Below are 23,736 nucleotides of genomic sequence, written 5' to 3' on the forward strand. Positions count from 1 at the left end.
CGCCCTCTAGCTTTCTTAATTCTCCAAATACTTCTTTATATAAAAATCTTCTAAATATTCCGCCACATCATGCACGTCATATCCCGCAGCTCGAATTTTATCGATTTCAGCTTTTCTCTCCTGTTTCGTTACTTCAAGAATTTTTTTTGCCCATTCATCTGCAGAATCATCCAACGACATATAGTGAAATTGATTTGTTACCGCAGCTTCTTTTGGAATAACATCAGAGCCGACTACTGGCAAACCAGAACACTGTGCTTCTATTGCAACAATACCAAGACCTTCAAAAAGTGACGGAAACACAAAACAGTCCATCGCCTGATACAAGCTTGCAATATCTTTTCTAACCCCTAGGAAAATAACACGTTCTTCCAAACCATACTCTTGAACTTGTTCCTTTATTCTTTCAAACGTTTCTCCAGCACCAATCAACAACAAAACAGCATTATTTTCCAGATCAGCAATTTTCTTAAAAACATCTATTAAAAACTTATGATTTTTCTGTTCACAGAACCTTCCTGCATGACCAATGACTATTTTATCCTCAATACCGAGTTCTTTTCTCAGTCGATTTCTTTCATCTTCATTGTAAGCAAAATTATTTACAATGATTGCATTCTTCAGAACAGTAAACTTTTTATTTGCAAACATAAACTCACCCGCTTTTTGTGAACAAGCAAAGTAATCTGTTGCAAATACTTTATATCGTTTCAAGAGAAGTCCCTTAATTTTTCCCTTGAGTGTATCTTCTGTTGCTGAATTATGACTGTGTGCAACGCGTACAGGAACTCCATTCCTTTTTGCAGCCTTAAAATAAAATTGTCCTAAACTTTCCATGTGTCCATGAACAATCTTATATTCTGGATGCGCCTTAAAAAACGCATCCAAATCTTTCAAATATTTTATAAAATTGTTGTCATCGCGTACTGACAACTTATATATTCTTCCGCCCAAACTCCTGATTTCGTCATCATAAAAGTAATTTCCAGTATAATGGACAAGAAAATCAAACTGGACTTTAGTTCTATCTATATTTCTATAGATATTCATAATTAATGTTTCAAGTCCTCCTGCCTGCATATTAGGCACAATATGTAAAACTCTTATTGGTTCCTTTTCCATAATTGTCCTCAATCTATTATTATCGTAATAGCTTCAAATAAACAGCTTTACGTAATGTATTTGGTAGAACACATACAAATGCCTGTCCCAAACCACTAATGCAAAAATCTGTCAGCGACATATATCCTTTTTTGTGCTGGTTCCATTTAAAGTTCAATACTGTTCTTGCGTATTTTAATCCACCGCGTCTTTTAAAGAAATCCTCACTTGTTCTAATATAGTATAAGTTCTCTTGAATATTATAGCTACGCACATTGTATTCCAGCACCATTCTAGCAAAAAGATCATAATCTTCATATAATGGAACAGAGTGATAGTTTCCACTTCTGATTACGGCACTTTTCTTGTACATTACTGTTGGATGCAGAATGGCACACCTACGACGCATAAATTTTGTGATTTCATTATGTGTTTCAGGCACTCGATGAACTGACACAATGTTGTCTTTTTCTCCGATAAATTCCGCCTCAAATGACCCAACCATCTCTAACTTTGAATCCTTTTCAAAGGCAGCAAGTTGTTTTTCACATCGAGTTTTTTCTGATACATCATCAGAATCCATTCTTGCAATCAGTTCATTTCTTGATGCGACTATGCCTTTTGCCAGTGCTGGTCCAAGTCCAAGATTCGTTTCATTTGAAATTATGGTAAACAAACCTGGATATTTTTGATTGTAATAGTCCACAACTGCATCCAGTTCCGTTGTTAATGGACCATCTTTAACAAGAATAAACTCATCAGGCGGAACCGTTTGATCGAGCATACTCTGAATGCTTAATTTTAAATACTCAGCCTTTTCTTTTATGTATACAGACATTAGAACTGTATATGGGGTATTTTTCATAGTTCTATCCTACCTTCTAGTTTATTCTGCTCACTTCAAATCAAAACTTGAAGGTATCCTTCAGTCCCAACCACTTCTGGTCCTTATCGCTCAGGTTCAGTGCAGTACCATCTTCCAGCGTGTAGCCCTCTGCACTTGCACTGCCCTTGTACTCACCTTTCAGTTCCGGCCACTCAATACCGATCTCCGGATCATTCCAAGCCATACCTCCCTCATCATTTGGATGCCAAAAGTCATTCACCTTATAACAGAACTCTGCCTCATCAGAAAGCACAAGGAAACCATGGGCGAATCCCTCAGGTATGAGGAACTGTTTCTTATTCTCAGCGGAAAGTCTTACACCATACCACTTACCATAAGTTTCCGAATTACTTCTAAGATCCACAGCCACATCGAACACTTCACCGCGCACAGCTCTTACAAGCTTACACTGCGGAAAGTTCTTCTGGAAATGAAGTCCTCTGAGAACCCCTTTGGTTGACATAGACTGGTTATCCTGTACAAACTTCACATCTATTCCAGCTTCCTTCATGTCTCTCTCATTATAAGTCTCCATGAAGTATCCTCTGCTGTCGCCATGAACTGCCGGCTCGATGACACACAGACCTTCTATACCACCTACATTCTTCTCAACCTTTATCTGTCCCATTGTATCTATACCTCTTATTTCTTTAATACTCTATTATGGAGCAGACGCATCTAAGACGCTTGCGCGTAGCGTCTGCGTAATCATCAGGACTCCTCCCTCTAACGAGGGTCCCTCCTCATGATAAATCTTTAATATATCTGCTAAGCGCATCCTGCCATGTTGGAAGTGGCGTAAACCCTGCCTCTACAAGTTTCTTCTTGTCAAGTCTGCTATTATAAGGCCTTGCAGCCTTTGAAAGGCCATACTCCTCTGTAGTAACAGGAGTCACCTTTGTGCTGTATCCAGCCTGTCTATATATCTCACATGTGAAATCATACCAACTGATATATCCGCCTTCATTGGTGGCATGATAGTAGCCATACTTCTCAGTCTCATTCATATCCACAAGAAGCCTTGCAAGATCCAGCGTATAAGTAGGTGTTCCTATCTGGTCACATACTACTCTTACCTCATCATGAGTCTTACCTACAGAGAGCATTGTCTTGATGAAGTTCTTTCCATTGAGACCGAACACCCAGGCTATTCTCACTATGAAGTATTTATCAAGCAATTCAGATACCGCAAGCTCACCCTCAAGCTTTGTCTGTCCATACACATTGAGAGGAGCATAGTCCTTACAGTCCGGCTCCCATGGTATATCTCCCTGACCATCAAACACATAATCCGTACTGGTATATGTCATCTTACAGTCAAGTGATTTACATACCTCTGCAATATTTCTTGTTCCGCCAGCATTGATGGCACGAACCTTGTCTATATTCTCTTCATCTTCTGCAGCATCCACCGCAGTCCACGCCGCACAGTGGATAACCGCATCTGGCTTGATCTCTGTTATTATCTTTTCTACAGCAGCCTTATCAGTGATGTCGAGCTGCACATAATCAGCCTTAGTCACTGGTGAACCGTCATCCACGCCACTATATTCCGGCTGTATGTCAGAACCAACGCCTTCATATCCACGCTTCAGAAGTTCATTCATCACGTCATGTCCCAGCTGACCGCCAACGCCTGTTACAAAGAATTTCATCCTCTTACCCCTTATCTATTGCTATACATCTTCTCATAGTAGTTCTGGTACTCGCCTGATATGATGGTCTCCCACCACTCACGATTGTCCAGATACCACTGTATTGTCTTCTTGATTCCGTCCTCGAACTTCGTCTCTGGAAGCCAGCCGAGTTCATTGTGGATCTTTGTAGGGTCTATGGCATATCTCATGTCATGTCCCTTTCTATCTCCCACATGAGTTATAAGGCTTTCTGGCTTGCCAAGCTCCTTACAGATGATCTTCACTATATCTATATTCTTCTTCTCGTTGTGTCCGCCTACATTGTAGACCTCTCCCACTCGTCCCTTGTGGATGATAAGGTCTATCGCCTTACAGTGATCCTCCACATAGAGCCAGTCACGCACGTTTAATCCCTCCCCATATACTGGAAGAGGCTTATCTGCCAAAGCATTGGCTATCATAAGCGGTATAAGCTTCTCTGGGAAGTGATACGGACCATAGTTATTCGAACATCTACTGATAGTAACAGGAAGTCCATACGTTCTGTGATAAGCAAGAACGAGCAAATCCGCACCAGCCTTGGAGCTGCTGTATGGTGAACTTGTATGTATAGGAGTCTCCTCTGTGAAGAAGAGATCCGGTCTGTCAAGTGGAAGGTCTCCATATACTTCATCGGTACTTACCTGATGATATCTCTGTATACCATACTTTCTACATGCATCCATCAATGTAGCTGTTCCTATGATATTTGTCTGAAGGAATATCTCAGGATTCTCTATGGATCTGTCCACATGGGACTCAGCAGCGAAGTTCACTACCATATCTGGATGTTCCTCTTCGAACAGCTTATATACACCCTCTCTATCACATATATCAAGCTTTACAAATCTGAAGTTTGAGTTATCCATAACCGGCTCAAGGGTTGACAAATTGCCAGCATATGTCAGCTTGTCGAGACATATGATTCTGTAGCCCGGGTACTTCTTAAGCATGTGGAATACGAAGTTGCTTCCTATAAATCCTGCTCCACCTGTTACTATAATTGTCATAATTCTCCTCCTCGCATTTGCCTCTTACTTCTTTTTCTATATTTGTATATCAGCAAATGTTCAATGTATCTATAATTATTAGTGTCTTTATTCTAATAAAGATGCTCTTGGTATTTACCATCTAATACATCCTTAAGGTACTGTCCATACTGGTTCTTCTTCAGCACCTCATATACCTCAAGAACTTCTTCCCTGCTGATCCATCCATTCAGGTATGCTATCTCCTCAAGGCACGCTATCTTCCTGTGCTGATGCTGCTCCACCGTCTTTACAAAGTTTGTTGCATCCACCAGACTCTCATGTGTTCCTGTATCAAGCCATGTGAATCCCTGTCCGAGAAGCTCAACATTCAGATCACCGTTCTCCAGATATATCCTGTTCAGATCAGTGATCTCCAGTTCGCCTCTTGCAGATGGCTTAAGCCCTTTAGCATACTCCACAACTCTATTGTCATAGAAGTACAGTCCGGTCACACAATAGTTGCTCTTCGGCTTCTCCGGCTTCTCCTCTATGGATATGGCCTTGCCGTTCTCATCAAACTCAACTATGCCAAACCTCTCCGGGTCGTCCACATAATACCCAAACACTGTTGCGCCCTTGCCACCTTCAGCATTTACCACTGCTGCATTGAGTCTCTTCTTGAGTCCGTGACCTGCGAATATGTTATCTCCCAGCACCATCGCCACACTGTCGTCTCCGATGAAATCCGCACCTATGATGAATGCCTGGGCAAGCCCATCAGGTGACGACTGTACTGCGTATGACAGTTCTATGCCGAACTGATGTCCATCGCCTAGAAGCTCTTCAAATCTCGGCGTATCAGCAGGAGTTGAGATGATAAGAATCTCCCTAATTCCCGCATTCATAAGTACAGACAGTGGATAGTATATCATCGGTTTATCATATATTGGCAGGAGCTGCTTGCTCGTCACCATAGTCAGTGGGTACAATCTTGTGCCGGAGCCTCCGGCGAGTATGATTCCTTTCATCCATCTTCCTCCTCTACTTTGATCCTTCCCTACCAAGCACTACCTTGATAGTCTTAAGCACAATCTTCAGATCCAGTCCAAACGACCAGTTCTCTATATACTCCGTATCCAGTCTCACGACCTCCTCGAAGTCCGTGATGTCGCTTCGGCCGCTCACCTGCCACATTCCGGTGATACCCGGTTTCGTAGCAAGACGGCTCTTGTGGTGCATCTCGTACTGCTCCACCTCAGAGATGAGAGGCGGCCTGGTTCCAACCAGTGACAGATCCCCTTTTAGCACATTGAAGAACTGTGGGAACTCGTCTATGGAGAAGTCCCTGATATACTGGCCGATTCCCTTCTTCTTGGTGCCGTCCGACAGGATCTTGTTGCCTATGACTCTCGGATCAAAGTCCATCTTGAACATCTTAGAATCGCTCATGGTGTTCTGCGCCATGAGTTCCTTCTTGCGCTCCTCAGCGTCCATGTACATGCTTCGGAACTTGTACATCTTGAATATCTTGCCATTAAGTCCCACTCTCTCCTGCTTGAAGAAGATCGGTCCTGGGGACTTGATGTATATGATAGGTCCTATAAATATGGTGAGGATGAGCGTGAATACGCTGCCCACCAGACCACCTATTATATCTGCCGTTCTCTTGAGCAGCATCTGCTTCGGTGTTGCGTAGTTCATCATGGTCGTGACCACGGTCTCACCATTTATCTTCTGGATGAGCTGCTTGTCGCCGTGGGTCTTCACGATGGATGATATACACATGTGAACCGTGATGCCGCCCTCGACAAATGCCTCTATCAGGGTGTTCGCATATCCGTATGCTCCGCGCACATCCACGTATATCTCGTCCACCCATGCGGTTCTCACATAGTCAACTGCGGTGTTGTAATCCGCCACCACCGGCACTCCCTGAATCTCCTGACCGACGAGATTGGCATCTATCACCATGACTCCTACTATATCAAACCCGGAGTAGTTCTTCTCCTTGAGGCCTGCCACCACTTCATCTGCTACATGTCTGGTGGTCATGACCAGGAGCTTCTTGCCCTTGCCATGCTCTGCATATTTCTCGAGATGCTTCTTCCACAGGCTCCTCACTGCAAATGTAGCATATACGTATATGGCCCACATGAGCAGTATAGTAGTTCTGGAATATATAGATGTATCCTTGAGGACAAACACATACAGAAGGAGCAGTGCAACGATCACGAAACCGTTCTTGAAGCTGGATATGAATTCCTTGAAGTATCCTCTTCTGATGACGCCCTCATATGTATTCAGAAATATCATGGCTACTATATCCGCCAGCTCCGTGATGATAGCCAGCGCGAGATAGTCTCTGTTCGCATACGGATTTACCATGCCGTGTCTGATCTGGAATGCCACAAGAAATGACAATTGAAGTACTATAAGATCCAGCAGCATGAAGTCAAAGTGCTTCAGCCAGCCTTTTGCGCCTTTCTGATACATAATTTTCTCTCCTCATCCTCTGTCGTCAGGGTCATATTTGTGCCCGCATGACCCGGTCTGTTGATTCATACATGAAATGACTCAGCCCGTGTGATTGTCGGCTGAACCTTTTCATCTGTAAACCATGTTACTCATTAAACGGTCTGTTATTTATCACCCACACTGGCGGCGCGGAACGTCCTGTGGCATGGACATTCGTTTTGCGCCACCGGCTAGGGCTTGGAACTATTTAACATAGCAGGTTGATTATTTAACCTTGTAAATAATTGACTTGCTGTATGCCTTGTAGTTCTTTGTTGCAGCAACCTTAACAGTGATTCTTACCTTTGTGCCCTTCTTGACACCCTTACCAACAGTAATCTTGCCATTCTTAACCTTGACCTTCTTATTGGCTGACTTGTAAGTAACCTTTGCCTTTGCCTTAACACCAGATACAGTGATCTTCTTCTTAGAAGCATTTACCTTAACCTTAACAGACTTCTGAGCAGCCTTGTTAATTGTGTAGTAAATTGTCTTTGTACCCTTGTAGTTGTTGATACCCTTTACGGTAATCTTATACTTGCCAGCGTTCTTAGCCCTAGTTACACCAGTAATCTTGTAATCAGTACCTCTCTTGAGAACTGTGTTACCATACTTAACTGTAACCTTGGTTGTCTGATTCTTAGCATTGTATGTCTTTGCAGCAGCAGTAGCCTTGTAGCTCTGCTGTGCGTTAACTGTGTACTTAACTGTTGTATCGCCTGAATAGTTACCTATTCCCTTGATCTTAACTGTGTATGTACCAGCCTTTGTTGCCTTAAGGCTTCCTGAAACGACTTTGAAATCCTTGTTCAGGGTAAGTGTCTTACCGTTAACAACAATTGTTGTTGTCTGGCTCTTTGCATTGTATGTAAGCGACTTTGCTGTAGCAGACTTAACGTTTACCTTAGTTGGTGATGATGTAGCTGCAAATGCAACTGTTGGCACCATCATTGCGATACATACAACTATAGCCAAAAGCTTCTTTAAATTCTTCACAATAAATTCCTCCTTCCCAAAAAGTTCTATTGTATTGAATATATGATAAAACGCCCTGCACGCCACTATACATGGCGTTATATCCAAAGTGAATTATTTTGACGGGGTGCTGTCGCTGGCGGCTGCAGCCTCTTTGCCGTAAGTGCCATAACCATAGCCGTACTGGCTATAGTATTTGCCATACTTGCCGTAGTATTTCTTGTATGCTCTCCCCGTTGTCTGGGCTCTGTTGAGTATGACTCCAAGCAGCGTACAACCTACCTGGTCAAGCTGCTGGAATGACTGTTTGATGAGACTTCTTGATGTCTCACCTGCTCTGACTACCAGAGCTGCGCCATCGCACAGTGATGCGATCTGAGCGGCATCCGCCACACTGCCAAGCGGTGGCGAGTCTATAATGACATACCTATATGTCTCTGCCAGCTTGTCAAGAAGCTCTGCAAATCTAGCATCCTCCAGAAGAGCCGATGGATTCTCCAGAAGGTTCATACAAGGTACGATGTATGCATTTTCTACCTGTGTTTCATAGATGACATCCTCCATCTCGGACTGTCCCGAAAGGAAATATCCAAGATCCGGAAGCTTGTCAGCATCCTTTATGTGATGTCTGTCCTTTATGACTGACTTACGAAGATCCACATCCACCAGCACTGCAGGGAATCCTGCCTCAGCGAGCATCTTCCACAGGTTGATCGCTACGCTGCTCTTGCCCTCATTTGGCATGCTGCTGGTTATGAGTATCTTTCTTGTGTTCTTGCCACAGAACTTTATGTTGATCCTGAGACGGTTCATCGCCTCCTCCACTGCATATGGGAGTTCCTGAAACTCTATGTTAAGCTTCTTCATGCTCTGACCCTCTCTTTCCTGTTGTGTTTCTTTCCAAATTCATCCTCTGTGTCGTCTGTCCTGAACTGGTCGCTCTCAGGTATTGTCGTGAGCGGTACTATTCCGAAATACTTCTCCATGTCGTCTGCTGAGTGGATCGTGTCATCCATCAGGTATCCCACAATGACGATCAGGCAGTAGATGAGTGCTCCAAGCAATGCACCTATGGCGGTGTACTTAAGGTAGCTTGGTCCGACTTTCTGGTCTGCTACCCTTGCAACCTGGGCTATGTTAGGTGCGCTTGTGCTCATGGTATCCGGGAGATACTCTATCGACACGTTTGCCAGTGTATTTGCAATGTCACATGCCTGCTGCTTGTCAGTGCTTGTGACCGTGATCTTCAGGACTCGTGTGTCTGAAGGATTCTCAAGGGTTATCATCTTGGCAAGCCCCTCTGAGTCCATGTCAAGGCCGAGCTTTTCGATGACCTGGTCGAGAACCGGATAGCTGAGTATCAGGTCTTCGTAATCCTTGGTCAGGGATGAACCGATGTTCAGATCCTGGAGATTTACTATGGAATCATCTGATGCTGATACCACATACAGCTTGGCTGTCGACTGGTATGTCGGCTTGATCAGGAAGTATGCAAATGCGTTGAACAGCACCGCACCGATCAGGAAGCACAGTATGATGTATGGGAGCTTCTCAAGAAGCGCCATTCCCATGTCCAGTAGATCGATTTCGGTTTCATCATCCTCTGTATTCTTGTATGTGTTCACTGCGGCTATATGTGTGGTCTCATCCTGCACAGCAGCCATTTTCTTGTTGGAATTCATATATTCCCTCCATCCGTTTTTTTGTATCTATATCCCCTGCATCAAATGTGTGATGCTAGTTATATTCCTTGTAAAACAGCTCTACGATCGCCCGCTGAAGGCTGTCCGCATCCGGCTCCACCTCGACAAATCCGAGATCATCTATGGTCTCTGTTCCAGCTATCGACACCGTTCCGGCATCCTTTTCCTTGAGAACAAGTAGCGCCAGCTTGGAGAACTTCTGTGAGCTGATGTCAGTCACCATGTAATCTCCCAGGGCGTCATATATGGTCAGTGGATATGTGTTATCCTCGCTGCACTTTGCCGCCAGGTTATCCTTGAGTCCTGCCTTGTACACCTCCTGACGCTTCATTCGCTGGGTGTTGGATTCATCTCCCACATCGAATCTGTCATGGATAAAATGTACTGCCTGCTCATCGGTCAGTGTGATGGTCTCTCCCTGCTTCATGGTCTTATCCACCTTGGAGAAATCATCCTCTATGGTAACCGTGACTCCGCCAGCCAGATTGTTGATGGTTCCTATGGCCCCCATATTCACCGCTGCGTATCCGTCTATCTTCTGGCCGCCAAGGAAGTTTGACACCGCCTTGACCACGTTCTCGCAGCTTATCTCCATTCCGTCACCATTCTCATGTGCCAGAGCAAGCTGTGCCGGGCTCGTTGCAACATAGGTTCCGTCGGGATCCAGTGTATCCTGCTCCACTATGGTATTTCTGTCTATGCTCAGCGTCTTGTATGTTCCATCTGTCAGGTCTCTGACCATCAGCATGACCACATCGCATCGGCCTGCCCCCTCATAATCGGTGACTTTCTGAACCTTGCCCATGTTGTCGATTCCCATAAAAAGATATGTTTCTATATTCTTCTTGGGAACGTATTTGACTCCGTCCACCTCGATCATGCCTTCGACCGCCTGTGTGCCCGATGCATTGTGTGATGCATTTCCTTTTGTCGGTCTGAGTGCTATCGCCAGTGCAATGCATACGACCAGTATGGCTGTGATCACAAGTCCAAGCTTCTTGTATATTCTCTTTTTTTCTGATAGTGTTCTGTTCCTGTATGACATATGTATCACCTCTTCGGAATGTAATGTGCTATCTCAGAACGTTCAGCATAAGCAGGTCTGTTCCCGCTGTAGGCCACTTCTTCTCGCACACAATAAGACCACACAGTATTATGAACAGCACAATACTGATGATTATCGCTGTCTTCTTAGACATGTTGTTGTCCTCCATCTATCTGTTTATCTTTTACATGTTTCGTTGTTATTGCTGATTATGGGTGTATCTGATGTTCTTTCAGGAGCTTTGTTCCGTAGCTGTCCATGTTCTCCAGGAATTCATGTCCCAGCTTCTTCTCCAACACCTCGCGGCCCAGCCACAAGTTTGGCACCCTGTGATGCATACCATGGCAGTCGCTTCCTATGATGTGTGCCTGTCCTTTCTTGAACATCTTGAGCATTTTGCCCTTCTGTCTGAAATCCAGAAGTGTCTCCGCATTCACCTGCACCGTAACTGGCAGTTCAAGGATCTGTCTCACATATGGCTTGTTGCCTGGTATCTGTAAGAATCGCTCTATATGAGCTAGTATGATATGGAAATGTCTCTTCTCAATTAAGTCTCGTACTTCCTGCACTACCGAATCACTCCATGTCACAAACGGCATCTCCAGCAACATGATATCAGTTCCTTCTACTTTTAGTGCGTCCGTTTTCTCCGCTCTGCTTATTCCTGCAAAGAACGCGACCTCTGCCCCCATTATAATCTGCGGTATGTCCGTATTCTCAGCCATGACTTTATCATATGCTTTCTGTCTTGAATCAATGAACCTCTCCACAGTATTTGAATCAGCATAAAAGTGCGGCGTCGCTATCATAGTATCCACGCCGTGCTCTTTGCACATCCAAAGCATGCCTATAGATGTCTCGACATTCCTGCTGCCGTCGTCTATACCCGGCAGTATGTGTGAATGAAAATCTATAACACCCATGTTTTCCTCCTGTTTTCTTTATAAAAAACTATAAATATTTATATAGGAAAATTCTTTATCCATGCCCACACCCTAATTTAACAGTTTCTTCACAATTTTTCAATTCCATTTGCGATTTAAAATCGACAAAAATCCTCGTTGATTTTTCACTTAACTATACAATTTGTATAAACCACTTTATTTTCTTAATCCAATTTCTTCCATAATAAAAAAATAAAAAAGCGGAATATGATATTTCATATCCCGCCGTGTCAATCTCTTCTTTATTCTATTATACATACATCTCCGAGCCGTTGCCCAGGCAGTATATTCCAAGCTGTCCGCCCTTGCCGCACCCGCAGTCGATGGCAACGTTGTTGTTCTTCTTAACGATCTTGCCCTCACCGCCGAGCTCTGTGGTTGGCACATGTCCAACGACGAGTGTTCTGTTCTTGTAATATGTCTTGTCCAGGTCTGCTGGCTCTGTGATGAAGTCCTCTGTGTCGTACTCATCCAGTTCCTTCTTCGGATCGAAGTTTCTTATTCCGGCGTGAACCAGCACAAATTTCTTTCTCGCCATCATCACTTCGAGGAACGCTTCCTCAGAAATCTCATCTATATACTCTATGACATCCTCACGCTCTTCATCGTCAAGCTGCAGGAACTCCTCCACCGCACCTGAGAGCTCTTCTCCAAGCATGGATGTTATCTTGTCTACCAGCATCTGTGGTGGCACCTCACCTGTGGACTGGATATGGTCATTCAGTGCCTTGAGTGCCTGTGTGATCTTGTACTCGTTCTCACCGACAACTGCGATGACATTATCTCTGCTCATCATATCCTGAAGTATCTTCATGGATCCGCCGCCTGCTCCGATTATATTGCCAAGGACATACAGGACATCCTCGCCCTCAAGGGTGCTGATGACAGCCTCCTCGTTCATGATGTCCTCTTCCTTTATATCGTCAAGGTTCTGAAACTTGAGTTTCTTGAGTGCTCTCTTGTATGCCTCATAATCCCCGTTAATTCCTGAAATAGCATAAAACATGTCTATCATCCTCCTAAGTCTTTTCCTTCTGCCGACTGTGAGCCTGTCCGTTCACATCCTGACTATTATAACATATTTTCCATATCCTGTAGATATGTATGCGTATTTTTTGAGGGATGTTTTTCGACGTTTTACAAGCGCCTGCCAAGCTCCCAGAATGCCACGGCACTGGCTGCAGCCACATTCAGGCTGTCCACTCCGTGATACATTGGTATCTTCACTGTGTAGTCGCTGGAATCTATGGTCTCTGTCTTGAGGCCTTCTCCCTCGGTTCCCAGTATTACTGCAAGTCTGTCGATCTGCTTCAGCTCCGGGTCGTGTATGTCTATCGTGTCATTTCTTAGCGCCATGGATGCCGTCCTGAAGCCCATACTGTGAAGTTGTTCCATCCCAAACTCCGGCCATATGCCATGATCTGCTTTATTGTGTGCAAGACCCAGGGTGTCAAATGTAATATATGTCCACGGTATCTGGAACACCGTTCCCATGCTGACCCTTGCCGCCCTCCTGTAGAACGGGTCACTGCAGCCCGGCGTGAGCAGTACAGCATCCATCCCGAGTGCCGCCGCACTTCTAAATATCGCTCCCACATTTGTCGGGTTCATCACTTCCTCAAGCACCGCTATTCTGGCGGCATGTTCACACACGCTCTCAACAGACGGCAGCTCTGCCCTCCTCATGGCGCACAGCATCCCCCTTGTCAGGGCAAATCCCGTGAGCTTCGTGAGGACATCAAATGGTGCTGTGTATATCGGTATATCTCCGCACCGCTTTATTATATCCGCGCACTGTCCTTCCACGTGCCTGTCTTCCAATAGAATGGACACTGGCTCGTAACCCGCATCCAGTGCCCTCTCTATGACCTTTGGACTCTCAGCTATGAACAGCCCGGAAGCCGGTTCATATATGTGCGCCAGTTGATTCTCTGACATGCGCGCATATATATCAAGCTCGGGTGCCGAAAGGTCGGTTATATTTATTATTCTCATATCTGTACCTTATCCAGTGCATTTTCAAGATCTGCTATTATGTCTTTTACATTCTCAATGCCCACCGACAGTCTCACAAGATCAGGACTTACTCCTGCCGCCAGAAGCTCCTCGTCATTCATCTGTCTGTGTGTAGCTGATGCAGGATGAAGAACGCATGTATGTGCATCCGCCACATGTGTTGCTATCATCGCAACCTTGAGTTCCTTCATGAAGGCCTCCGCAGCAGCTCTTCCTCCCTTGACGCCAAATGACACAACTCCACATGTGCCGTCCGGCATATACTTCTTAGCACGCTCGTAATACTTGCTGCTCTCAAGTCCAGGATAATTTACCCAGGCTATCTTATCGTGTGCCTCGAGGAACTTCGCAACCGCCAGTGCGTTCTCACAGTGACGTGGCATACGCACGTGAAGCGACTCCAGTCCAAGATTGAGCATGTACGAATTCATAGGTGCAGGTATCGGGCCGAGATCTCTCATAAGCTGTGCCACGATCTTGTTGATATATGCGCCGCCCTGGCCGAACTTCTCTGCGTATACCACTCCGTGATATGACTCATCAGGTGTGGTGAGTCCTGGGAACTTGTCTGCGTGTGCCATCCAGTCGAATTTGCCTGAATCCACGATCGCCCCACCCACGGTTGCATCATGTCCGTCCATGTACTTCGTGGTGGAGTGTGTGACTATGTCTGCGCCCCACTCTATAGGTCTGCAGTTGATCGGTGTGGCAAATGTGTTGTCCACGATGAGTGGTACTCCGTGTGCATGTGCCGCATTTGCAAATCTCTCTATATCGAATACTATGAGTGCCGGATTGGCTATGGTCTCGCCAAACACGGCCTTGGTGTTTGGTCTGAACGCTGCCTCAAGTTCCTCGTCCGAGCAGTCAGGATCCACAAATGTGAATTCCACACCCATTCTCTTCATGGTCACAGCAAAAAGGTTGAAGCTTCCTCCGTATATGGTGGATGATGCCACAACGTGATCTCCCACTCCGGCAATGTTGAATACCGAGAAGAATGTTGCTGCCTGTCCTGACGATGTGAGCACTGCTGCCGATCCCCCCTCCAGGGCACATATCTTGGCTGCCACATAGTCATTTGTCGGATTTGCAAGTCTGGTGTAGAAATAGCCGCTCTCCTCAAGGTCAAACAGCTTACCCATATCCTCGCTCGTGTCGTACTTGAACGTTGTGCTCTGTACGATCGGTATCATTCTTGACTCCCCATTCTTAGGCTGGTATCCAGCCTGTATACACATAGTCTCTCTTTCCATTATTCCTTTATACTCCTTTGAATTAATATCGCTCTACTACCTTGCGCTCTATATTCTCATTGTTCAGAACGAACATGTATCTTCCATTCACCAGACGTATGTCCTGCTCTGCCGCGGATATATCTATGTTCAGTGAATTCCTGACAACCACATTCAGATCTGCATTATTGCTGGACAGCATGCCTGTGCCGTCTCTGCTTCCAAGTGCGAAGCACGCCTCGCCCTGAACCGCCAGCCTTGAGTTGGCGTCCGTCATGCGTATGTCTGCTATTCCATGGTCAGATCCCATGGCTATACACGAATTGCCCTTAAGGTTCATGTCCACATGTGCTCTGCTTATATCTACGCTGCATCCATCTCCGTCCAGGGTTCCGACCGCCACGTATCTGTTGCCCGATCCTCTGAGCGATATGGATGTGTTCTTTATCGCGATATCTGCATGCTGGCTCACCGAGCCGATGGCGACTCCATTTGCAGCCTCATAGGTTATGTCTATGTCCGCCTGCAGGAGATTCAGATTCACCGGGGTGCTTATGCTTCCAATAGCAACTCCGTTCTCGCCGTTGATATACAGGTCGTATCGTCCCTTCTCTATACGTATATCTCCTCCGAGTCCGGCGCCTATTGCCACTCCGTTCACACCGTTTGTTTCTATATTAATGGCGCCCTCCTGCTTGAACTTCATGACTCCATGCTTTGAATTAATGTCATTGCCTATTCCGTAATAGCTGTTACCGTTGACGCGGATCATTATATCCCCATCTCCGATAAATGTCACTCTGGACGACTCCGGTATCTTTATTCCGCCATTCCTACAGAAATTCTTACCCTCAAGCATGATGTGCAGATCCGTATTCTCACCGCAGTCTATACAAGGCTTGTCACGGTCGCCCGAGAAGCTTACATTCTGCAGCACTATGGTTCCGGTGAAACCATCCTTTATCTTGAGTGTCATATCTGACTTGAAGCCCTGTGCGCCGACTATGCGAACATTGTTGTCGCCACCGGCTCTCTGTGCCACAACTATCTTCCTGATTCCCCGGGATGTGAGCTTCAGAAGTGATGCACTTCTCTCATGCTCCATGACAAATATGCTGCTGTTCTCAGCCACCTCTTCCTGTTGGTTGTACTGAACTATCTCATTCACAACCTGTGGGGATATGAGCTGTACCACCTCCGCGTTCGGATGGGCGGTATAGTATCCCTGAATGAGATCCGCACCGAGCTGGATGACGGTCTTCATCTCCTTCGTGGTCTCAACGCCCTCTGCCAGCGCCTTGATGTCGTTGGTCGAGGTGAATTCTATTATATCCTTGACGAAATGCTGTCTGTGTGGGTCTGCATCGATCCCTGTCAGAAGCATTCTGTCTATCTTCACATACTCAGGCATATACCTGAGAAGATTGTTTACATTTGAATAGCCTGAGCCGTAGTCGTCTATGGCGATCTCCATGCCATTTCCTCTGAGGAATGCCTTGAGATCATTCAGTTCCGCATCCGACAGCTCTGCTCCCTCGGTAAATTCTATGACGATGCCTGCACACTGGAGCGTCTTCACCTTTGAAATGAATTCATTTCTGTCCTGTGCGTTGAGCATATGCCCCGGCATGCTGTTGATAAATACCTTCTTGCCCCTGAACATCTCAGGATTCGATGCCACGATCTCCACGATGTTGAACAGTGTGAGTTTTTCCACATCGTACAGTCTGTTCAGTCTCTCTGCACTCTCCAGAAGCTCAGGGGGTGACATTCTCATAGGAACCAGTATCCTCATAAGTGCCTCGTATGCAAATATGCTTCCGTCACGGGCACTTACTATAGGCTGGAAATGATATGTAAGCATGTTGTTGTCCAGTATCATAGCTACTATCTCATCTCTCTCCAGATCCCTGTTCGTTATCGTCGCTTTGTTGCGTCCCTTGGCATTGTTCTGTTCTTTTATGCGGTTCTTCTGGTTGACCGCATCGTTGATGAGGGTCTCCAGCTCGGCAGATGACTTGACCAGAGCCTTCTTACATCCGTAATATATACCGAGCTCGTAATCGTCCTTTCCGCCACTGTTTGCCGCCTCAAGCTTCTTCTTGAGTTCCTCGGCTATATATTCTCCCCTTGAGATATCGCCACTCTTTGCCACTGTGGCTATGACGAACTCGTCATTTCCCATCCTCATGGATATCTCGTATGGGGTAAGTACCTCATTTATCGACTGGGCAACATAGCTTAGGACTCTGTCACCCTCTGTTCTTCCGTAATTGCTGTTTATCTGGCGTGTATTCTTCAGATCCACCGCCAACACAAGTATCTCAGACTTCTCTTCAGCGGCCTGGATTATCATGTCATTTGCCCTGCCTATGAAGCCTCTGTAGTTGTACATTCCGGTGAGACCGTCTCTTATCTGATCCGCCTCAAGCTTGTTTAGAAGTACATTGAGTCCCTGATGTCTTGCAAATGACTCCATGTCCCTGGCAACCGTCTTGATCCAGGATCTGTATACATCTTCGTACACCCTCGGCTCTGCACCGTAGTTCACCACTGCATAGCCAAAGCTTCTGTCCTGGAAGAACAATGGTGTAAATATGAACGCTGTAGGATAATCCCTGTCCTCGTACAGCTCCGGCAACAGCTTCGCAGACTCGAATACGTCGTCGTAGCGTATGTGTCTCTCTTCTTTTTCATCCGGGCCACACTTTATCAGTCTGTATACATGATCTGTGTAACCGTGGCGAAGTGCCTCATCGCCGGTCATGACCTCCGGATTTCTCCAGTAGTCGTTCAGGCACAGATGGAAGCTCTCAAATGGTCTTATCTGGTACACGTATTCCGACACGGTGTCGAAGAATGACTCCACGCTCGTCTGCGCCACAAGGTCATCCGCCATGTTGTTGAAGCAAGAGTAGAAGCCGGTCTCTGAGAGGTCTGTCTCCCATTTGTCTCTTCTGATCCTGACTGTCTCTCGTTCCCAGCCCTCACAGCCACAGGTTCCACCTATGTACAGCTCCACGTTGGACTTGAATTCCGGTACGTCATGTCCGTTAAGCTTTGCATCTATATATTTCATACAGTAGTGCCCGCAGTCATCCGCCGGTATGTCCGCAGATGTGATCGGAACAGGACTGTTTCTTCCGTCTTCTATGGAGTCATAGCCCACCACGGCTATGTCCTCGGGAACTCTTATTCCATATCTGTCAAATGCGGTGCACACTCCGATGGCCATACAGTCATTTGCACATACGATGGCATCCGGCAGATGCTCCTTATCCTTCACAAGCTCGTCCACCATGTAGTCGCCGCTGTCGTACCAGTATGTTCCATAATATATCATGTCGTCCGTAACCGGCAGGTTGTGCGCCTTCATGCTGTCTATGTAACCGGCGAGTCGCTGCTTGGAGTGTATGTGCTCTTTGAGTCCGCCCAGGAAATATATATTCTTGTGTCCGTGAACCTCTATAAGGTGATCCACGAGTTTTACTATAGGGGTATAATGATCCATCATGACCGTTGGGAATATGTTATTCTCTTTGTCGACTACCACTACCACACCATTTGCAAATTCTGACTGCAGGCGCTTCTCCAGCTTTTCTACGACTCCCGGAGTCTGTATGGTGTCCTGACACAATACCACAGCATCAAAAAGGTTAAAATTAATAAGGTTGTAGATGTTTGAATCGCCAACCTCCCTGTCTGCTGAATCCTGGTACTTCAAAAACATGGAAAATATGCAGACATCGTAATTCATATCATATGCCTGCTTCAGAAATCCCTGCATGAAGCGATTCTGTGTACTCTCTTCAACCTGTGCTGTTATAACGCATATTCTCTTCCTGTTGCTCATCTGATCATCCCCAACTGCATTTTTAAAACATTCTTTATGCAATTATATCATGTTTGCAGGCTAAAAAAAACCTTATTTATGCAATTTGACAAATGCCATAGTTTCTGTCTACATTTTTAGTCTATTTTTCACCTCAAGCGCCGTGCGAGTGGTTGCAAGGCCTCCACGCGCAGTCTCCTTCAGTGTATTTCCAGAAGTCCTGCCACTATGGCCTTTCTGGTACCATGCCCTTTGCTGGTCGTCAGAAATAACCCATACAGGCATATCTTAACTGCCTTATTTCAATCATAGACCACGAGTGCGGTTATTTGGATTTTATTATCTTAGTTTTTTGACTCGGATATACTGTCTTTTTTCTTTTTCTGCCCGAAAAAGCAGGAAAATTTTTTCGCAAACCCGCTTACTCTGCCTTGAGCACATAGAGTCTGGAATCATAGTCTCCGCAAGGCATATCCTCTCCGACTATCTCTCCCGCCGATGTGTCGCTGGTGATGAGTCCGAGGTTCATCAGCTCATCGCCATAGCATGATGGGCCTGCGATGACATTAACTGCAGAATCCTCTCCTTTGTCTCCTGACACTTTCTCATATATCAGCTTTCCATCCGGTGTCTTGCTCACTGTGAGCGCCTGTCCCCCGAGCACATTGCAGCTATATATCGCATCAGGATCAAGGCCGTGGAGCTTCATTCTGGTGAAGCATTTGTTCGGTGTGTAGAGTGTTCTGAACCACGCAACGATGGCGGTCTTCTTATCGTCTGATACGACCATCCAGCCGCACTCCTCATCGTCAAATGGACTTGCAAGCCTGTAGAATGTTCCGTACTGGATCACCTCACGGTATGCCTTCATGAACTTGACCTGCTTCTTGACCTCCTCTATCTCCTCGGCTGTGAGCTTGTTCAGATCCAGCTCATATCCAAATGTTCCAAAATATGCAGCATTTGCACGGGTCTTAAGCGGAGTCTCACGTCTTGTCTGATGATTTGGCACAACCGAAACGTGGCTTCCCATACTGCTGATCGGGTAACACATGGATGTTCCATACTGGATCTTGACTCTCTCTATGGCATCCGTGTCATCACTTGTCCAGCCCTGTGGCGCATAGTAGAGAATGCCCGGATCAAAACGTCCGCCGCCGCTGGCACATGATTCAAAGAGTACATGTGGAAATGTGCTTGTGAGTCTCTCATACAAATCGTACACACCAAGTATGTATCTGTGGAACACCTCGCCCTGTCTGTCAGCCGGAAGAACTGCACTATAGCACTCGGTGATACTTCTGTTCATATCCCACTTCACATATGACACCTTTGCCGTGCTGAGTATCTTTGCCATCATCTCATATATTCTGTCAACGACCTCTTTTCTGGAGAAATCCAGAACATACTGGAATCTTCCGTGTGAGTCATGTCTTCCCGGAACTGAAAGTATCCAGTCTGGGTGCTCTCTGTAGAGGTCTGAATCTTTATTTGTCATCTCCGGCTCGAACCACAGTCCGAACTTCAATCCTACCTTCTCTATATCCTCTGCAATTCCTGTGATTCCCTCCGGGAGTCTGTCTGGATTTGCAACCCAGTCTCCAAGACCTGCATGGTCTGTAGTTCTGGCTCCAAACCAGCCATCGTCAAGGACGAACAGCTCAACTCCACATTCTTTTGCCTTCTGTGCGATGGCTATGAGCTTCTCTCTGGTGAAATCAAAATATGTAGCCTCCCAGTTGTTGATGAGGATCGGCCTTGGCTTGTCTCTCCACTCGCCTCTTGCAAGTCTCTTCTGATACAGCTTGTGGAAGGTCTGGCTCATCTTGTTGAGTCCCTGATCTGAGTATACGATGACTGCCTCAGGAGTCTGGAAATGCTCACCTGCATCGAGCTTCCAGTCAAATGTATCCGGATTTATTCCGGCAAGAATGCGGGCTGTATTTCTCGTGTCAACCTCTGCCTGTATCTTAAAATTGCCGCTGTATACAAGGCTTATTCCAATCGCCTCTCCCTGGTTCTCGTCAGTTGTCTTTCTCTTCAATGCGATGAACGGATTGTGCTCATGGGATGAATGACCACGATTACTGCCTATCGACTGTACGCCCTGCTCGAGATCCCTTGTTATTATGTGGCGCTCCCTTGCCCATGCGCCTGAGAGCTGCATCCACTGATAATCAGGATCAGGAAGATCCAGGCACATACTGTAAGCAGTGGTGAGATGTACCGCCTCTGTGCCTTCATTTACATACTCCACACTCTTTGCTATGACTGGTCTGTCGCTCCATATCGTATAGAGCATTCTCGCCTTTATGCCTGTGAGTGAATCCTTCAATGTGACGATCAATGTCTCTGCCTCGTCATCATTCTCTGTGTATGTTGCCGGCAATGCCTCAAGCTTTGGCTTGCCCTCATTTACCTCATGTGATACATATACAAAATCTGATATCCTGCTGCCATTTGACTGAAGTACCTCAACCATCGGTGCTCTGTAGTCTGTGGTTCCGTACACAGGAAGCTCCTGCTTCACTGACTCAAGTGAGAACAGTCTGTCATCGTCATATACATACTGAAACATAGGTCTCTGGACAAGCTCCAACAGATGTGAGAAATCCTCTCTGTCCCTTATCGCCTTACCATAGTACAGATTTCCCAGATGTCCATTGGGGAGCACTGTCATGATGTAGCTTATCTCGCCATTTGTAAGGTGAAATGTCTTTGTTTCTTCGTGAAAAATAATACCCATAAGTGTGACTCCTTTTTCTCCATTTATTTGTCTGAGCAGACAACCTCCGTTACGCCTGCGCACTGCGCACCCTCTGCTCTAAAATCTCATGTCTGACTGCTTTTAATACAGTTATTTTAATATCTGGGAATTAGATTTTATATGGAAAAAAGTTGACCAAATATGGTACCGATAATGGTTAAGTTGGGTGATTATTCTGAACTGTGAATACGCTTTGAACATTAAGACATATCTTGCATTTAATGATCCATTCACTTTGTCTATAGATTTGAGCAAAGTATCCCAAAAGTATACAGACAATGAAAAAAGCCTGAATACTGATACCAGACCAACTGTAATTTTCAATCAGTCTCCACCAATATTCAGGCTTTTTCTGCCAGCTCCGGCCTACACCGCGTACACCACAGTCTCATAAGGTCTGAGCGTACCATCGTAATCCGCATAATTACCCATAAGCATATCCGCAGTCTCAGGAATTGCATAGCCCACATCCTCACCGGTCATGTTGACAACAACATATACCGATCTGTCTGTGCTTTCTGCATTTGCTCCAGTTCCACATACACACTCAATCTGAACCGGCTTGCGCCTGTACACTATGATTCCTGCATTATCCGTCTCCACATCCTCCAGGTCTCCGTAGATGAGAGTCTGTGTGTACTCCGAGTGATTTCTGAGCTGTATCATCGCCTTATAAAAGTTAAGCACAGAATCCTTATCAGCGCTCTCAAGCTCCACTGTCTGGAGGTCACACTGATTGTTGCATGCCAGCCATGGCTCATGCACTGAGAATCCGAAGTTCTTATCGCTGTTCCACTGCATCGGAAGTCTTGACTGGTCGCGGCTCCTGATATTTACAGATTCCATCGCCTCTGCCTCGCTGTATCCGGCTTCAATGCATCTCGCAAACTGTCCCTTGGAGTTGATATCGTCCAGCTCATCTATGTTATCAAAATGAGTGTTTATCATGCCAAGTTCCTGTCCCTGATATACAAACGGCGTACCCTTCAGGAAGAAGAACAGCGCGCCCAGCGCCTTTGCCATCTGTGTTCTGTATTCAGGAATATCACCGGCTGGGAAGTACTTGCCTATACTTCTAGGCTGATCGTGGTTTTCCAGGTAATTTGCTGCCCATCCGATCTTTTTCACAAGTCTCTGATTGGTGAACAGCTTGTCCTTGAATTCCTCTATCGTCCAGTCTCTCTGGTGCAGCCAGAGATCGCCCGGATTGATATCTATATCTGTGTAGCTAAAGTCAAATATCATGGAGAAATGTCCATCTCTCCCAATATATCTGTCCAAATCCTCATTTGGGACTCCAGGAGTCTCTGCGACAGTCACAAAGTCTCCTCTGCCATATGTGTTGAGTTTTAACTCGTGAAGGAACTCATCTATTCCCGGCCTGTTGAGGCAGCATTTTCCAACATCGCATCTGCCGTCCTCGCCGTCTGACGGCATAGGCGGGAATGAGAGGTCTTTCTTGATAAATGTGATGGCATCCATTCGGAATCCTGAAACTCCCTTGTCAAGCCACCAATTCATCATGTCGTAGAGCTCTTGTCTCATCTCCTTACATTCCCAGTTGAGATCCGGCTGCTCCTTCGCAAATGAATGGAAATACCAGCTGCCATCCTCAATCTGTGTCCATGTGCTTCCACCGAAGTTGGATCTGAGATCTGCAAGTCCATCTATGTTGTCCTTAAATATATAGTAATTTCTGTATTTGCTGTGTCTGTCCCGGCACGCCTCCTGGAACCATCTGTGCTGGTCTGATGTATGATTTATGACCATGTCCATAATGATCTTGATGCCATTTTCATTTGCGCATCTTATAAGTTCATCCGCATCCTCTATGGTTCCAAACTCAGGATTCACATCATAGTAATCCGATATGTCATATCCGTTGTCCTTCATAGGCGACTTGAAGAATGGACATATCCACACAGCGGTCACGCCAAGATTTTTGAGGTACGGCAATTTCTCAGTTATTCCCTTCAGATCTCCTATTCCATCTCCGTTGCTGTCATAGAAGCTTCTAGGGTATATCTGGTAAAATACCGCCTCTTTCCACCATTTTCTGTCCATATTTTAT

At 45.8% G+C, this 23,736-nt stretch carries 19 protein-coding genes; all 19 read right to left on the reverse strand.

Features of this window, described 5'->3' with window-relative positions; all coding sequences use genetic code 11:
• Positions 1-15 precede the first annotated feature (15 nt).
• Positions 16-1,122 (reverse strand): glycosyltransferase family 1 protein, encoded by a 1,107-nt coding sequence (locus ABUA31_RS05790; RefSeq protein ID WP_117550437.1) that lies wholly within the window; start codon positions 1,120-1,122, stop codon positions 16-18.
• A 19-nt stretch (positions 1,123-1,141) separates the two neighbouring features.
• On the reverse strand, positions 1,142-1,966 hold the full coding sequence (locus ABUA31_RS05795) for a glycosyltransferase (protein ID WP_117875246.1): 825 nt from the start codon (positions 1,964-1,966) through the stop codon (positions 1,142-1,144).
• Positions 1,967-2,006: 40 nt separating this feature from the next.
• Positions 2,007-2,615, reverse strand: coding sequence for a dTDP-4-dehydrorhamnose 3,5-epimerase (rfbC, locus tag ABUA31_RS05800; RefSeq protein ID WP_117875244.1), 609 nt, complete (start codon positions 2,613-2,615; stop codon positions 2,007-2,009).
• A gap of 115 nt (positions 2,616-2,730) precedes the next feature.
• A complete protein-coding gene (gene rfbD / locus ABUA31_RS05805) occupies positions 2,731-3,642 on the reverse strand; it encodes a dTDP-4-dehydrorhamnose reductase (RefSeq protein WP_117550431.1) in 912 nt (303 codons plus the stop codon).
• An 11-nt stretch (positions 3,643-3,653) separates the two neighbouring features.
• A complete protein-coding gene (gene rfbB, locus ABUA31_RS05810) occupies positions 3,654-4,673 on the reverse strand; it encodes a dTDP-glucose 4,6-dehydratase (protein WP_117550429.1) in 1,020 nt (339 codons plus the stop codon).
• Positions 4,674-4,765: 92 nt separating this feature from the next.
• Complete coding sequence (gene rfbA / locus ABUA31_RS05815; protein WP_117550428.1) at positions 4,766-5,662, reverse strand: glucose-1-phosphate thymidylyltransferase RfbA; 897 nt, start codon at positions 5,660-5,662, stop codon at positions 4,766-4,768.
• 13 nt (positions 5,663-5,675) lie between these two features.
• Positions 5,676-7,127 (reverse strand): sugar transferase, encoded by a 1,452-nt coding sequence (locus tag ABUA31_RS05820; protein ID WP_349818876.1) that lies wholly within the window; start codon positions 7,125-7,127, stop codon positions 5,676-5,678.
• 246 nt (positions 7,128-7,373) lie between these two features.
• Entirely contained in the window at positions 7,374-8,144 is a 771-nt protein-coding gene (locus tag ABUA31_RS05825; RefSeq protein WP_055223477.1) for a hypothetical protein, read from the reverse strand.
• A gap of 93 nt (positions 8,145-8,237) precedes the next feature.
• Positions 8,238-8,990, reverse strand: coding sequence for a CpsD/CapB family tyrosine-protein kinase (locus tag ABUA31_RS05830; RefSeq protein ID WP_055223475.1), 753 nt, complete (start codon positions 8,988-8,990; stop codon positions 8,238-8,240).
• Positions 8,987-9,805, reverse strand: coding sequence for a YveK family protein (locus ABUA31_RS05835; RefSeq protein ID WP_022217120.1), 819 nt, complete (start codon positions 9,803-9,805; stop codon positions 8,987-8,989). Before ABUA31_RS05835 ends, ABUA31_RS05830 begins: the two co-directional genes overlap by 4 nt.
• A 55-nt stretch (positions 9,806-9,860) precedes the next feature.
• On the reverse strand, positions 9,861-10,871 hold the full coding sequence (locus ABUA31_RS05840) for an LCP family protein (RefSeq protein WP_349818877.1): 1,011 nt from the start codon (positions 10,869-10,871) through the stop codon (positions 9,861-9,863).
• 28 nt (positions 10,872-10,899) lie between these two features.
• The gene (locus ABUA31_RS05845; protein WP_015534756.1) at positions 10,900-11,025 is read right to left on the reverse strand and encodes a hypothetical protein; all 126 of its coding nucleotides are present in this window, start codon (positions 11,023-11,025) and stop codon (positions 10,900-10,902) included.
• Between the two features lie 55 nt (positions 11,026-11,080).
• Entirely contained in the window at positions 11,081-11,794 is a 714-nt protein-coding gene (locus tag ABUA31_RS05850) for a CpsB/CapC family capsule biosynthesis tyrosine phosphatase (RefSeq protein WP_349818878.1), read from the reverse strand.
• Positions 11,795-12,065: 271 nt separating this feature from the next.
• On the reverse strand, positions 12,066-12,821 hold the full coding sequence (locus ABUA31_RS05855; RefSeq protein ID WP_015534754.1) for a metallophosphoesterase family protein: 756 nt from the start codon (positions 12,819-12,821) through the stop codon (positions 12,066-12,068).
• A 131-nt stretch (positions 12,822-12,952) separates the two neighbouring features.
• On the reverse strand, positions 12,953-13,810 hold the full coding sequence (locus ABUA31_RS05860) for a TrmH family RNA methyltransferase (RefSeq protein ID WP_349818879.1): 858 nt from the start codon (positions 13,808-13,810) through the stop codon (positions 12,953-12,955).
• Positions 13,807-15,087 carry an O-acetylhomoserine aminocarboxypropyltransferase/cysteine synthase family protein gene (locus tag ABUA31_RS05865; protein ID WP_015534752.1) on the reverse strand — a complete coding sequence of 427 codons (1,281 nt, stop codon included), beginning with the start codon at positions 15,085-15,087 and terminating at the stop codon, positions 13,807-13,809. Before ABUA31_RS05865 ends, ABUA31_RS05860 begins: the two co-directional genes overlap by 4 nt.
• A gap of 22 nt (positions 15,088-15,109) precedes the next feature.
• Positions 15,110-18,919, reverse strand: a complete 3,810-nt coding sequence (locus tag ABUA31_RS05870) for an EAL domain-containing protein (RefSeq protein ID WP_349818880.1) — start codon at positions 18,917-18,919, stop codon at positions 15,110-15,112.
• A 400-nt stretch (positions 18,920-19,319) separates the two neighbouring features.
• Complete coding sequence (locus ABUA31_RS05875) at positions 19,320-21,644, reverse strand: alpha-galactosidase (RefSeq protein WP_349818881.1); 2,325 nt, start codon at positions 21,642-21,644, stop codon at positions 19,320-19,322.
• 387 nt (positions 21,645-22,031) lie between these two features.
• Positions 22,032-23,729, reverse strand: coding sequence for an alpha-glucosidase (locus ABUA31_RS05880; protein ID WP_349818882.1), 1,698 nt, complete (start codon positions 23,727-23,729; stop codon positions 22,032-22,034).
• Positions 23,730-23,736 lie beyond the last annotated feature (7 nt).

This window comes from Coprococcus sp. RTP31081st1_H1_RTP31081_211007 (assembly GCF_040227275.1).
Taxonomy (GTDB): domain Bacteria; phylum Bacillota; class Clostridia; order Lachnospirales; family Lachnospiraceae; genus Coprococcus; species Coprococcus aceti.